General features: G+C 70.7%; 13 protein-coding genes. 3 read left to right on the forward strand and 10 right to left on the reverse strand.

Translation table 11 applies throughout. From position 1 onward, the window contains the following. Positions 1-21 precede the first annotated feature (21 nt). Positions 22-483, forward strand: coding sequence for a winged helix-turn-helix transcriptional regulator (locus tag SROS_RS17910; RefSeq protein ID WP_012890360.1), 462 nt, complete (start codon positions 22-24; stop codon positions 481-483). 876 nt (positions 484-1,359) lie between these two features. Here SROS_RS17910 and SROS_RS17920 read toward each other — a convergent pair. The 3 genes from SROS_RS17920 to SROS_RS17930 all read right to left on the reverse strand — a co-directional run bounded on the left by SROS_RS17920 (position 1,360) and on the right by SROS_RS17930 (position 3,596). Beyond that, entirely contained in the window at positions 1,360-2,217 is an 858-nt protein-coding gene (locus tag SROS_RS17920; RefSeq protein ID WP_012890361.1) for an alpha/beta fold hydrolase, read from the reverse strand. Between the two features lie 89 nt (positions 2,218-2,306). Further along, on the reverse strand, positions 2,307-2,993 hold the full coding sequence (locus SROS_RS17925) for a DUF998 domain-containing protein (protein ID WP_012890362.1): 687 nt from the start codon (positions 2,991-2,993) through the stop codon (positions 2,307-2,309). 57 nt (positions 2,994-3,050) lie between these two features. Continuing rightward, on the reverse strand, positions 3,051-3,596 hold the full coding sequence (locus SROS_RS17930; protein WP_012890363.1) for a dihydrofolate reductase family protein: 546 nt from the start codon (positions 3,594-3,596) through the stop codon (positions 3,051-3,053). Between the two features lie 140 nt (positions 3,597-3,736). On the opposite strand from SROS_RS17930, the gene SROS_RS17935 reads away from it, so the two are divergent. Further along, positions 3,737-4,636 (forward strand): LysR family transcriptional regulator, encoded by a 900-nt coding sequence (locus SROS_RS17935; protein ID WP_012890364.1) that lies wholly within the window; start codon positions 3,737-3,739, stop codon positions 4,634-4,636. A 207-nt stretch (positions 4,637-4,843) separates the two neighbouring features. On the opposite strand, the gene SROS_RS17940 is transcribed toward SROS_RS17935, so the two are convergent. The 7 genes from SROS_RS17940 to SROS_RS17970 form a co-directional block, all read right to left on the reverse strand. After that, entirely contained in the window at positions 4,844-5,248 is a 405-nt protein-coding gene (locus SROS_RS17940) for a hypothetical protein (protein ID WP_052316966.1), read from the reverse strand. Positions 5,249-5,570: 322 nt separating this feature from the next. Beyond that, a complete protein-coding gene (locus SROS_RS17945; RefSeq protein WP_012890365.1) occupies positions 5,571-7,808 on the reverse strand; it encodes a heavy metal translocating P-type ATPase in 2,238 nt (745 codons plus the stop codon). 30 nt (positions 7,809-7,838) lie between these two features. Further along, entirely contained in the window at positions 7,839-8,807 is a 969-nt protein-coding gene (locus SROS_RS17950; protein WP_012890366.1) for a hypothetical protein, read from the reverse strand. Further along, entirely contained in the window at positions 8,804-9,016 is a 213-nt protein-coding gene (locus tag SROS_RS17955; RefSeq protein ID WP_012890367.1) for a heavy-metal-associated domain-containing protein, read from the reverse strand. The genes SROS_RS17950 and SROS_RS17955 overlap by 4 nt, the downstream gene beginning before the upstream one ends. 74 nt (positions 9,017-9,090) lie before the next feature. Continuing rightward, a complete protein-coding gene (locus SROS_RS17960) occupies positions 9,091-9,372 on the reverse strand; it encodes a metal-sensitive transcriptional regulator (protein WP_012890368.1) in 282 nt (93 codons plus the stop codon). Positions 9,373-9,494: 122 nt separating this feature from the next. After that, positions 9,495-10,928, reverse strand: coding sequence for an MFS transporter (locus SROS_RS17965; RefSeq protein ID WP_012890369.1), 1,434 nt, complete (start codon positions 10,926-10,928; stop codon positions 9,495-9,497). 140 nt (positions 10,929-11,068) lie between these two features. Then, positions 11,069-11,368 (reverse strand): heavy-metal-associated domain-containing protein, encoded by a 300-nt coding sequence (locus SROS_RS17970; RefSeq protein ID WP_012890370.1) that lies wholly within the window; start codon positions 11,366-11,368, stop codon positions 11,069-11,071. A gap of 363 nt (positions 11,369-11,731) precedes the next feature. Between SROS_RS17970 and SROS_RS17975 the strand changes: the two genes are divergently transcribed. Beyond that, positions 11,732-13,405, forward strand: coding sequence for a heparinase II/III family protein (locus SROS_RS17975; protein WP_012890371.1), 1,674 nt, complete (start codon positions 11,732-11,734; stop codon positions 13,403-13,405). Positions 13,406-13,447 lie beyond the last annotated feature (42 nt).

Raw genomic sequence — 13,447 nt, forward strand, 5'->3', positions numbered from 1 at the left:
AAGTCAGGATATGCTGGCGTTGTGCCCTTTTCCCTCGGCTCGAACGACGTCCCGGCCCCCGGGCCGGGATGCCCGATCGACTGCGCCATGGAGATCCTCGGGTCCCGGGCCACCATGCTGATCCTCCGGCAGGCCTTCTACGGCGACCGCCGCTACGAGGCCTTCGTGCAGCACAGCGGCGCCTCCGAGGCCACCGTCGCCAAACGCCTGGCCGAACTGGTGGCCGTGGGCGTGCTCCGCAAGGTGCCCTACCAAGACCCCGGCTCGCGGCTGCGGCACGAATACGAGCTGACCGAAGCCGGCGAGGAACTCCTGCCCGTCGTGCTGGGGCTGTTCTCCTGGGGCAGCAAGCATCTCGACGCGACCCAGCAGGACATCGAAGCCGTCGGGCCGGACGGCGAGCCTGTCCGCGTCGTCGTCCGCTCTGGGGAGAACGACGAACTCACGGCCGCGCAGATCCGCCTTCTCCCTAGATTGACCTGAACTTCGGTTCAGGTGCTGGGGCGTTCGCCGGCCCTCTTCGTCCGGGCGAAAGCGAGCAGCATGGACCCCTCGGCCAGCTCTACCCCTGGGAGGTTTGATCTCGACATGAGGGGGTCCCGGCAGCAATGCAGAAATTCCCAACGAAATAGCATCTGACCTGCGGCGATCCTGCCCCCTATGACGAAGGTCTCGATTCGCTTACGGTGCGGACCATGAGCGACGACGACCCTCAATTCGATCGATCCCGAGGTCGGCCTGGCGGTGGTACTCGCGCTGCGCCAGCTGGTCGAGGTGCTGGAAACGCTGCAGGTGGACAACGCGCGTGCTCAGGGCTGGTCCTGGCGCGACATCTCCCGCCGCTCGGGCTGACCAAACAGGCCGTGCATTACAAGCATGGGCTGCGCTTCCGCCGCGAGGAGTGGTGATGTGGGACCGGCTGACCGCTGAGGGCCGCCAGGCGATCCGCTACGCCCACGCCGAAGCCGCCGCCTTCGGCCATCAGCTCGGCCGTTACCCGTGGACCTGTTCCTACATCGGTGATGAGCATGTGCTGCTGGGCATCCTGCGGCACGGCGACAGCGCGGCCGCCCGGCTGTTGCGCGAGCACGGCCTGGAGCCGGCCGAGCACCTGCTGTACGGGGTGCTGGGCGACGCGCTTGACCCGGTGGGCACCCAGGTGAGCAGGAAGGGCCGCCGGCAGCTCGCCGAGTACGGCTGGCGGCCCGGCCGAGATCGGTGTGGAGTCGCCCGCGCCGCTCGGGCGTCGGATACATGTCAGCCCGTCGGGCGGGCAGGGCACCGACAATGCGAGCGGGCCGTGCTTCTTTTGCGGGGCGCCGGCTCGCTCGCGGTGTCGGGTGTGGGAGGACGCGAAGGTTACCGCTCCTGTGTTCCAGCGATTCGGGTGAAGGTGTCGTGGACGATCTCGGCGCTGGTGATGGCGTCGGTGGCCAGGCCTTGGTGGTCGCCGGGGAATTCGATCGCCTTGGTGTCGAGGCGTTCGGCGAGCGCCAGAGCGGACTGGAGGGGGACGCCCGCGGGCGAGACAGCTCCGACGCCGACGACGATCGGCGCGGGGCCGGAGCGCAGCGCGGCGATGTCGGGCTCGAAGCGCAGCACCGGCAGCAGCACGTGAGCCAGGAAGTAGTCCAGGTTGCCCTGGATCCGGCCCATCATCTCCAACGCCTCAGGGGGCATCTGAGAGAAGTCGGGCATCGCTGGAGGAGCGCCACCATCTCCTTCGATGGTGGCGATGAACTTCTGCATCGCGGCCCCGGAGCCCTGGCTGCGATAGATGTCGTGAACCTCTTGGAACCTCGCCCGCCAATGCTCGCGGTCGGCCAAGAGTTCCGGGATCGGCGGTTCGTGCGCGATCAGGGCCCGTACCTGCTCGGGATGGCGCGCAGCCAGGTCGAGGGCGGTGAGCGCGCCGCCGCTGTTGCCCAGCACGTAGGCGGGTTCGCCGCCCAGGGCTGTGAGCAGGCGGTGCGCGTCCTGGCTGAAGGCCGCGACGCTCTGGTCCTCGGGCGGGCCTGTCAGGCTGCTGCGCGACAGCCCGCGCTGGTCGTAGCTGACGACGGTGTAGCGGTCGGCCAATTGCGCGGCCAGGCCGGCCAGTGCCCCGGCGTCGGCGGGCGCGCCCGGGATCATCAGCAGCAGCGGCCCCGATCCGCCGACCTCATAGTGCAGTCGTGCTCCCGGAACCTGGAGCGCCTTGATCTCAGTGCTGTGCATCGGTGTTTCCGTTCTTGTGAAATGGATGGATTCAGGCCGGCCGGGCATCCGGTGGAGGTTCGTCCGCTCAGCAGCCGGGAGTTCGGCGGTCACCGTCCGGTCGGCGGTGTGGTGGCGAGCCGGGCGGTCGTCGCGGTGAGCCACACCAGGCCCAGCGCCGCTCCTGCGGAGAAGGCCAGGACGCTTGCGGCGGAGCCGGCGAAACCGGCCAGGACGGCCACCGGGACGATGCGGGAGGCCACCGCCCAGCCGCGCCGGCCCTGGGCGGAGAAGCGCCGGGCCAGCACGACGAACGCCGCGCACAGCGCCAGGTAGCCGATCATGCCGCCGAACATGTGGACGGCGCCGTTCGTGCTGATCGAGCCGGTCGGTCCTTCGGGGGTGCCGATGGGGAAGCCGGCACCGGGGTCGGCGGCGAACACCGCGCTGACCAGGAACGAGGCGCCGAACACGGCGACCAGCCGGGGAGCCCAGGTGCCGCCCGGCCCACCGTGCAGCGCCCGCCGCGTCCCGATCGCTCCGGCGATGAGCAGCGCTCCGGTGATCACGAAGTTGGTCACCTGGATCCAGCCCAGGTCGCCGAGGCTGAGCTGGCTGATGGCGTTGCGGGTGAAGTCGAAGCCCTCGCGGGTCAGGCCCTGGATCACGCCCACCGCCAGGAACAGCGGGCCCGCGGCGATACCGCAGCCCAGCAGGAGCCGGGCCGCCGGACGGGCGGCGTGCGGGGGACGGGCCGGGACGGTCGGGGTGGTCGGGGCGCTGATGGTGTGCGTCATGGGATCTTCCTCGTTCTGGTTTTGGGGGATGGTTCGCCGGTGGTGCGGTCTGCGGCGTCAGGCCGGCTGGTAGGTCAGGTCCATCACGCCTGTGGTGAAGGTGGCCGACCGGGCGAGCTTGAGGGGGACTACCCCGATGCCCTCGGGGAAGAGCCGTTGGCCGGTGCCGAGCACGATGGGGTGCACCAGCAGTCGCAGGCGGTCGATGAGCCCGACCGCCAGCAGGGCCCGGGTCAGGCTGATGCTGCCCGACAGGTGGATGCACTTGCCCGGCTGCTGCTTGAGCTTGGCCAGGGCGGCGATGGCGTCGCCGTCGATCAAGGCCGAGTTCTGCCAGTCGGCCTTGGCCAGGGTGGTGGAGACGACCAACTTGCGGATGCCGTTGATCTGGTCGGCCAGCTCGCCGGTCCGGTGCGGCCAGGCTGCGGCGAAGGTCTCATAGGTCACCCGGCCCATCAGCAGGGTGTCGGCTTCGGCGTGCATGGAGCCGACCGCTGCGCCCATCTCCTCGTTCAGGTAGGGGAAGTGCCACTTCTCCGGTGCTTCGACGACGCCGTCCAGCGACATGAACAGCCCGGCCACGATCTTGCGCGCGGAAGTCATCGTTGAGTACTCCTCAAGGGGGCGGCGCCAGGGGTTCTTCCTGGTCACCGGGGTGTGTCTTAACGATCCACCGTTGTGGTGGAATGGATCAACACACGTTCGCGTTGCGGTCGTTTAGTTGAGCTCAAGGGTGGAGGGGCATGCTGGAGCGGCAGGAGGCTGAGGTGTTCCTGACGCTCGCCGAGGAGTTGCACTTCGGGCATACGGCCGAGCGGGTGGGGATCACCACCGGCAGGGTGAGCCAGACGATCAAGAAGATGGAACGCCTCGTCGGCGCGGTGCTGTTCGAACGCACCAGCCGCCAGGTCCTGCTGACTCCGATCGGCCGGCAGCTGGCCGATGACCTGAGGCCGCTGGTGGACGGCATGAACGATGCGGTGCGCCGGGCCATCGACTCCGGACGCGGGGTCACCGGTGACCTGCACGTCGGATATCTGAGCGCCACCGCCGGACAGCTGCTGCTCAAGGCGGTCGCGCTGTTCGCCGCCCGCCACCCCGACTGCGAGGTGCACATCCGTGAGGCCCAGGGCCACGACGCCCTCGCCCGGCTCCGCGGCGGCGACATCGACGTCCTGATCACCGACCTGCTCATCGCCTCCCCGTCCGACCTGATCGCCGGCCCGGTCCTGCTGTCGGAGAAGAAGATGCTGGCGGTGGCGGCCGGCCACGCACTGGCCCAGCACGCCTCGGTATCGATGGAGGCGCTCGCCGATCACCCCGTCACGCTGGTGGCGGAGGAGCTGCCCGAGGCGTTCCAGCGGGACCGCAACCCCACGCACACCCCGGTCGGGAAACCCATCCCGCGGGGACCGCGAGCGGCCAGCTTCAACGAGCACCTCACCCTTGTCGCGGCCGGCCGGGGCGTCTTCCCCGTTGGCGAGAACACCCCCCGGTTCTACCCCCGCCCCGACATCGCCTACATCCCAATCACCGACGCTCCGCCACTGCGCTGGGGCCCGCTGTGGCTCAACACCAACACCACCCAACGCGTCCGCGCGTTCGTCCAAGCCGCTCACGACGCCTGCCAAACCACTCCCTAGCGCACACCGCCCATGAGCCGGCCCGATGCTCGCAGCAGTGCGCGGCAGAAGCAGGTGATTCCGATCAGCCGGCCTGTTCGACGTCGATCCCCGGGACGGGTGGGAGGTCGAGGTGCCGGCTCATGGGGTCCCAGTAGCAATGAGGAAATTTCCAACGAAATACCGTCTGGCCTGCACTACTGATGTTGAAAGACCGAGGTGTGTTGATCAGCTCGGCTTGAGAACCAGGCCCGTCTCGGCGATGAAGCCGTTCAGCAGGTGATGGGCGGCCCGCAGCAGCCGGACGAAGTCGGGCACGTCGAAGCCCTTCGGCTCGCCCTTGCGGTCGTGGAAGACCATCACCCGATACAGCAGCCGGGTGCGCCGTCCGGGCCGCACGCAGATCAGCCCGGCGATCGAGACCCTGCCCGAGCCCTTGACGACCGGCGTTTTACCGACCCGCGCCCAGGTACGGCCCTTGGGTGGGCGCAGGCTCTGACCGCTCTCGTCTTCGCAGGGGATCCAGGCGTGGCGTTCGGCGGCGTCGGCGCAGATCTGTGGCCAGACCTGCGCCACCCAGGCCGCAATCTGTTCCCCATCGTGCTCGGCCGCCCGATGCACCGGCATCTGCATTGATCAACGGCAGCTCAGAACAGCTGGTCGGCTCCCCGGTGATCGTCAACCGCGACAGCGCCTCCTCCGTGGCCGCCAACTCCTGACGCAACCGCGCGACCCGCTCCCGCGCCGCCGCCTCCCCTAGCGCCAACTCTTCCTGCAACGGGCCCATCGCGATCGCCTCCAGCACGCACGGTAGAAGACGACACGCAACGCGATCAGCCCCGTCATCCCAGCTCAGCTACTCCCTCGAACGGAGCCGCACCTCCCGGGAACGCGCGACGGCCCCCAGCGCGGTGCTGGAGGCCGTACGAGCGCCCGTCCGTCCGGAGCGGCGGCTTTACTTGAAGCCGCGCAACCGCAGGCTGTTGCTGACCACGAAGACCGAGGAGAACGCCATGGCGGCTCCGGCGATCATCGGGTTGAGCAGGCCGAGCGCGGCCAGGGGCAGGGCGGCCACGTTGTAGGCGAAGGCCCAGAACAGGTTGCCCTTGATGGTGCGCAGGGTGCGGCGGGACAGGCGGATGGCGTCGGCGGCCACCCGCAGGTCGCCGCGGACCAGGGTGAGGTCGGAGGCCTCGATGGCCGCGTCCGTCCCGGTGCCCATGGCCAGGCCCAGATCGGCCTGGGCGAGCGCGGCGGCGTCGTTGACGCCGTCACCGACCATGGCCACCGACCGGCCCTCGGCCTGCAGGCGCTTGACCACGTCGACCTTGTCGGCGGGCAGGACCTCGGCGATCACCTCGTCGATGCCCACCTCGGCGGCCACGGACCGGGCGACGGCCTCGTTGTCGCCGGTGAGCAGCACCGGGGTCAGCCCCAGGGCGCGCAGCTGCCTGATCGCCTCGGCCGAGGTCGGCTTGACGGTGTCGGCCACGACGAGGACCGCGCGGGCCTTGCCGTCCCAGCCGACCGCGACAGCCGTACGGCCGGCGGCCTGAGCCTCCTGCAGCGCCCGCTCCAGCTCGGCGGACAGGTGCTGCGACCACTCGGCCAGCAGCCGGGGACGGCCGACCAGCACGGCGTGCCCGTCGACGATGCCCTGCACGCCGAGCCCCTCGACGTTGGCGAAGTCCTCCGGTGCGGGCAGCTCTCCCACCCGCTCGGCAGCGCCCCGGGCGATCGCCTGGGCGATGGGGTGCTCGGAGGCGTGCTCCAGGGCGCCGGCCAGGCGCAGCACCTCGTCGTGGTCCTCGCCGTCGGCGAGGTGCACGTCGGTGAGGGTCATCTTGCCCTCGGTGACGGTGCCGGTCTTGTCGAGCACGACGGTGTCGATGGCGCGGGTGGACTCCAGCACCTCGGGGCCCTTGATCAGGATGCCGAGCTGGGCGCCCCGGCCGGTCCCCACCAGCAGCGCGGTCGGGGTGGCCAGGCCCAGGGCGCAGGGGCAGGCGATGATCAGCACGGCCACCGCGGCGGTGAAGGCGGCGCCGGCGCCGCCGCCGGTGCCGAGCCAGAAGCCGAGCGTGCCGACGGCCAGGGCGATCACGATCGGGACGAAGATGCCGGAGATGCGGTCGGCCAGCCGCTGGACCTGCGCCTTGCCGGTCTGCGCGTCCTCCACCAGCTTGGCCATCTGGGCGAGCTGGGTGTCGGAGCCGACGCGGGTGGCGCGGACGACCAGGCGGCCCCCGGCGTTGACGGTCGCGCCGGTCACGGTGTCACCGGGCCGTACCTCCACCGGCACTGACTCGCCGGTGAGCATGGAGGCGTCGACCGCGGAGGAGCCCTCCTCGACCACGCCGTCGGTGGCGATCTTCTCACCCGGCCGGACCACGAACCGGTCGCCGGCCTTGAGCTGGTCGGACGGGATCCGGACCTCGCGGCCGTCGCGTAGCACGGCGACGTCCTTGGCGCCGAGCTCCAGCAGGGCGCGCAGGGCCGCCCCGGCGCGGCGCTTGGAACGGGCCTCGAAGTAGCGGCCGGCCAGGATGAAGGCCGTCACGCCCGCGGCGGCCTCAAGGTAGATGTTGCCCGAGCCGTCGGTGCGCTCGATGGTGAACGCGAACGGGTGCGTCATGCCCGGGGTGCCCGCGCTGCCGAAGAACAGCGCCCACAGCGACCAGCCCAGTGCCGCGATCGTGCCGAGCGAGACCAGGGTGTCCATGGTGGCGGCGCCGTGGCGCAGGTTGGTCCAGGCGGCCTTGTGGAATGGCCAGCCCGCGTAGACCACGACCGGCGCGGCGAGGGTCAGCGACAGCCACTGCCAGTTGGTGAACTGCAGGGGCGGGATCATCGCCATCGCGATCACCGGCACGGCGAGCACCACGGAGGTGATCAGCCGGGCGCGCAGGGAGCGGAGCTCGTCGTGAGGCTCCTGCGGCGCGCCCTCGGCACTGGGCGGGGCGGGCAGCTCGGCGGTGTAGCCCGCCTTCTCCACCTCGGCGATCAGCGTCTGGGGATCCACGCCCTCGGGGAAGGTGACCTTGGCCTTCTCGGTGGCGTAGTTGACGGTCGCGGTGACGCCGTCGAGCTTGTTCAGCTTGCGCTCGATCCGGTTGGCGCAGGACGCGCAGGTCATGCCGCCGATCGAGAGTTCGACCGCGCTCGGGGGTCTGTCGTCGGTGAGGGAGGACATCACCTGCTCCTTTCGCTCGTCATGCCCGTGTCAGTGGTTGTGTGCGCCGTGCGAGCCGGACGTGGACGGTGTGGCCGTCGGCTCCGGCCCCGAGGTCGCGGCCGGCGTGGGGAGCTCACCGGCGCGGGCGGTGAAGTCCGCGGTGCGTACGGTCCCCTCGTGCTGGAAGTCCAGGAAGAGACGGTAGTCGCCCCGGCTGGGCACCTCGGCGTAGAAGGTGATCTCCGGGCCCGGGGCGGTCCTGCCGTCGCCCGGCTCCCCGTCGGGGTGCACGTGCAGGTAGGCGAGGTCTCCGGCGCGCAGCGCGACCAGGTGGCCGTAGGCGCCCAGGTAGGGCTGCAGGTCGGTGACAGGCTTGCCGTCCTTGCTCACCTTGAGGGTGAGTTTACTGGAGGCACCGGGGGCCAGGTCGCCGTCCAGGGTGACGGTGTAGCCGTCGACCCTGGACGTACGGCTCGCGGCCGGCAGCGCCTTGGGCGTGTAGTCGCCCTCCGCGTGCAGGTCGGCGCCGAGGGTCAGGCCGGTGCCGCCCTCGGGGGCGAAGTCGGCGAACGCCCGGTAGGCGCCCGCCGCGGGCAGCGTCAGCTTCACCGACCACACGCCGCCCCCGGCCTCTTCGGGGTGCAGGTGCTGGAAGCTTCCCAGGTCGCGGGAGACCACGATGAAGTGCAGCTTCTTGTCGTGCTGCACCTGGTAGCCGGTGACCGGTCTGCCGTCGGGGCCGGTCACGGTGAACCGGAAATCGGTCGCCTCGCCGGGCTTGACCGTCGTGGTCTCGGGGGTCAGGGTGTAGCCGTTCTGGGACACTTGAAGTCCTCCGGGGGTGGGGGGTGTGGTCGACGTGGCCGGCGCGGGGGTCGCGGGTCCGGCGTGGGCTCCGTGGCCGTCCGCCGCGGGCGGGGGGCTGACGGCGCCCACGGCGCTGCCGGCTCCCAGTGCTCCGCCGAAGACCACGGCGAGTCCGAGGACGTAGGCTCCGAGTTTCGCGGGAGTGTTCATGACGGGGTCACCACTCCGTACCCGGCCTCCTCGACGGCGGCCACGATCGCGGCGGTGTCGACGGGGCCCTCGCCGTCCACGGTGAGCAGGCCGGTGGCCAGGTCCACCTCGACGCCGGTGACGCCGGGGACCCCGCCGACCTCTTCCTTGACCGAGCTGACGCAGTGGCCGCAGGTCATGCCCTTGACGGTGTATGTGGTGGTGCTCATGGCGATCATTCCTCTTATGTCGGTCTGTGCGCGGTCAGGGTCGGTCTGTGTGGTCAGGGTCGATCTGCGTGCGGTCAGGAACGGACGAGGCGGGCGATGGCGTCGGAGGCTTCCTTGATCTTGGCCTCGGCCTCGGGGCCGCCCCTGGCGGCGGCGTCGGCCAGGCAGTGCGCCATGTGCTCCTCCAGCAGGGCGATGGCGAAGGACTGCAAGGCCCGGTTGGTCGCCGACACCTGGGTCAGGATGTCGATGCAGTACTTGTCCTCCTCGACCATGCGCTGCAGCCCGCGTGCCTGGCCCTCGATCCGGCGCAGCCGCCGGAGGTGATCCTGCTTGGTGTCGCTGTATCCGGCCATCTCCCCGCCTCCAGTCACTCCTGTTGTCATCGGTTCATCTGTAGTAACACGGTACCCCCCTATGGTATTCCCATCGAGGCGGGGGTACCGTCTGGGGGTACGTGGGCCGTACCCCCGGATCCCTAGGCGCCGAGCGACTCCGCCTCGGTCCCGGCGGCCGTACGGTCGGCCGGTCGGGGCCTGCGCATGAGCAGCAGGGTGAGTACGGCGCCCAGCGCCGCCACCGCTCCCGCCCCGACGAAGGCGCCCTGGAAGCCGTCGGTGAGCCTGAGGAGATTTCCCGGCTCGGCGGCCCCCCGGGAGGTGGCGATCGCGGTCATGACCGCCAGCCCGAGGGCCGAGCCGACCTGGTAGGTGGTGTTGACGATGCCCGAGGCGAGGCCGCTCTCCTCCGGCCGCACCCCCGACATGGCCGACATCATCGCCGGGATGTAGGCCAGCGACATGCCGACCGCCGCGATCAGTGACGCGGGCAGCACGTCGGAGGCGAACGCCCCGTCCGGCCGTACCAGGGACAGTCCCGCCACGCCGGCGGCCAGTACGAGCAGGCCGGTGACGATGAGCGGCTTGGCGCCGAACTTGCCGAGCAGCCGGGCGGTGACGCCGATCATGAAGATCATGATCGCGACGGTCATGGGCAGCAGCGCGGCCCCGCTGGCGAAGGCTCCGTAGCCGAGCACCTGCTGCAGGTAGAGGTTGAGGAAGTACCACATCGGGATCCAGGCCGCGCCCAGCAGCGCCATCGCCAGGTTGGCCGTGGCCAGGCCGGGGGCCTTCCAGATCTTCAGCGGCATGAGCGGCTCGCGCACGCTGCGCTGGATCACCAGGAACAGTGCCAGCAGCGCGAGCGCCCCGCCGAGCTCCAGCAGCGTGGTGGCCGACCCCCATCCCTGCTCGGGGGCACGCACGATGGCGTAGACGGCCAGCGCGATCCCCGCGGTGACGGCGGCGGCGCCCAGCACGTCGACCGAGCCGCGCCGGCCCTCGACGGAGGGGAGCAGGGCGGGGACGGCGGCCAGGGTGGCCAGGCCGATCGGGACGTAGATGATGAAAACCCAGGGCCAGCTCAGGTACTGGGTGATGACGCCGCCGAGGAACACGCCCGCGGTGCCGCCGGCGGGCGCGGCGGCGCCGTACAGGGCCATGGCCTTGCCCAGCTCGCGCGGGTTGTGTCCGAAGAGCATCATGAGCAGCGTCATCGAGGCGGGGGCGATGAGCGCCCCGCCGACGCCCTGGACGGCGCGGCCGAGGATCTCGACCCAGGCGTTGCCGGCCGCCGCGGCGACGACGGAGCCGGCGATCAGGATGACCCAGCCGGTGGTGAAGATCTTGCGGGCGCCGAACAGGTCCGACAGCCGCCCGCCGAGCAGCAGCAGGCCGCCGAAGGCGATGACGTAGGCGTTGAAGACCCACTGCAGGTCGCCCTGGGAGAAGCCGAGGTCGCGCTGCATGTCCGGCAGGGCGACGCCGATGATGGAGGTGTCCATGATGACCATGAACTGCGCGGCGGCGAGCACGATGAGTGCCTGCCACCTGCGTGGATTGACGGCGTTCATGCCGCACTCCTGGTTTCTCGCGTCCCGCCGGGTGGCAGGATGCGTTGTGGGGGTTGGGTGTGATTCGAGTCGGACCGGCCCCGCGGGTGGGCGTGCACGCCAATGCACGCCCACCACCTGTTTTCAGGACACGCTGATTTTCAGGACACGCTGATCGTTCGGGACGCGCTGACCGGTGAGGCGTCCGCCAGCGCGTAGCCCGCCCGGTCCACCGCCGCGCGGATCTCCTCGTCGGAGAAGCCCGTCCCGCTGACCGTGACCAGGCCGGTGGCCAGGTCGACCTGGACGCCGGTCACGCCGCCGACGCTTTCGACCTCGGCGGAGACCGACGAGACGCAGTGGCCACAGGTCATCCCGCTGACTGTGTAGACCTTGCCCTCAGTGATCTCCACCTGGGCGGAGGTGCTGTCCTGGGTGCCGCACGCGCATGCCGTGCACATGGGATTCTCCTCTCGCTGGTACCCCGGTGGGGTATGCATGTGACCGTAACATACCCCCAGGGGGTCTTGTTCCTCAAGTCCGGAATCCACTGCATCGCGGGCGGACGCTGAAAGTCACGCCTTCCCCGCCGCCCGGCCATCCCCGGTCCCGCCGCGAAAAGACGTGCCTGCGGAGAACGATCCCGGGATGTCGCGCATCTAACGGTTCATGATCAGAACGCGGGTCCGGGACGCCGGTCCGCCGGGGCTCTCCGGAGCTCTCTGAAACCTCCCGGCGGGCGAGGGGCCTCGCCTGCCGGGAGTCGTGTCCTTTCATGTCGCGAGCGCGCTGGGGCCGCTCGCGCCTTCTGATGGAGCAATCGCTTGCTTGACAAAAAACGGGGGATCATCGGGCTGGGCGCACTCGCCCTGACCTTCCTGACCTTCCTGGCCGTTCTGGCCTGCGGGCCGGTCGAGCTCTCCCTGGCCGACAGCCGGGGCAGGGTCACCTGCCAGAGTGGCCAGTTCTCCACCGTGACGGGGACCGACGCGATGAGAGGGCGGGTCGCCTTCGTCGGCCTTCCCCCGGTGGAGCTGGGCAGGGACGTCGACTGGCGTGCCGACCCCTACCGGAACCGCTCGTGGGCGCTGAACCTGCACACCCTGCGGTGGATGGGGCGGCTGGTCGTGGACTACGAGGCCACCGGGCGGCGCGAATACCTCGACCGGGCCACCGAGATCGCCAGGGACTGGGTGCGCGACAACCCGCGTGGAACGGCCGGTGTCAGCCCGTGGGCCTGGGCCGAGCATCCGGTGGCGCTCCGCGCCCCGGCTCTGGTCTGCCTCAGCGCTCACGTCAAGGACGACTGGCTGGCCGCCAGCCTGGCCGAGCACGCCGAGATCCTGGCCGACGCCACCCTTTACAAGGGCGGCCACAACCACGGCCTGGACCAGGACATCGCGCTGCTGGGCATCGGCTGCCGCTTCGGCGAGCAGAGGTGGACGGCTCTGGCGCTGCGCCGGATGACCGCCTCGGCCAGGTTCGCCATCGACGCGCAGGGAGTGCTGCGCGAGCAGGCCCCGCGCTACGGGCTCTACGTCCACCAGCGGATGCGCGTCGCGATGGAGCAGATCAAGGACTGCGGGGTCGGCATGCCCGCCGAGCTCACCCGGCGGTGGCGGTCGCTGGAGGACTACGTCGCCCACGCCACCCAGCCCGACGGCCGTCTGGCGCCCATCGGCGACAGCCCCGCCGACCTGCGCCCCAAAGGGATCTCCCCGAGGAAGGACACCGTGAAGGTGTTCACGGGCGGCTACGTCTTCGGCAGGACGGCCTGGCAGGACGCGGACTCGGCCTATTATTCGATCAGGTTCGGCCCCGGGCGCGCGCTCCACGGGCACGAGGACCATCTCGGTGTGAGCTACCACGCGCGGCGGCGCGACATCCTGGTGGAGGCGGGCTTCCACTCCTACGAGAAGACGCCCTACCAGAGGTGGACGCTCTCGCCGCAGGCCCACAACGTTCCCGTCGTGGTCGGCGCGGACTTCCGGGAAGGTACGGCGGCACGCCTGCTGGGGGAGGCCGCCGGCCGTACGCGCCAGTCCTTCCGGCTCGCCGACGAGGCCTACGGCCTCACCCGTACCCGGTCCGTGCTGGTCGAGCACGGCACGGATCTGATGGCCGTACTGGACGTGGTCCCGCGGGGGCGGCAGGTGCGCCCGCTGTGGCACCTCGGCCCCGCGCTCAGCGCGACCGCCGCGGGGGACGGCAGGGTGGTGCTGGCCGACGGGCGCTGGCGGGCGTCGCTGATCCAGCTGGAGATGCCCGCGTGCAGGCCGATCGGCGGCCAGTCGGTCCGGTCCGGGGAGATCTCGCCCGGTTACCTGAAGAGGATCAAGGTCCCGACGGTGGTCTCCCCGGCGGCGGGAGCCCTGCTGACCGTGATCGTGCCGGGCGCCGCCGACCCGGAGATCTCCTGCTCCGGTGGGAACGTGCGGGTCCGGACCCCGGGCGGCACGGTCTCCTTCACGGCAGACGTCTCCACGGGGCTCGTCTGACGGTCTCCCGCCGTCCGCCTCCCCGGCCCGGCCCGGCCCGGC

The sequence above is a fragment of the Streptosporangium roseum DSM 43021 genome (assembly GCF_000024865.1).
Lineage (GTDB): Bacteria > Actinomycetota > Actinomycetes > Streptosporangiales > Streptosporangiaceae > Streptosporangium > Streptosporangium roseum.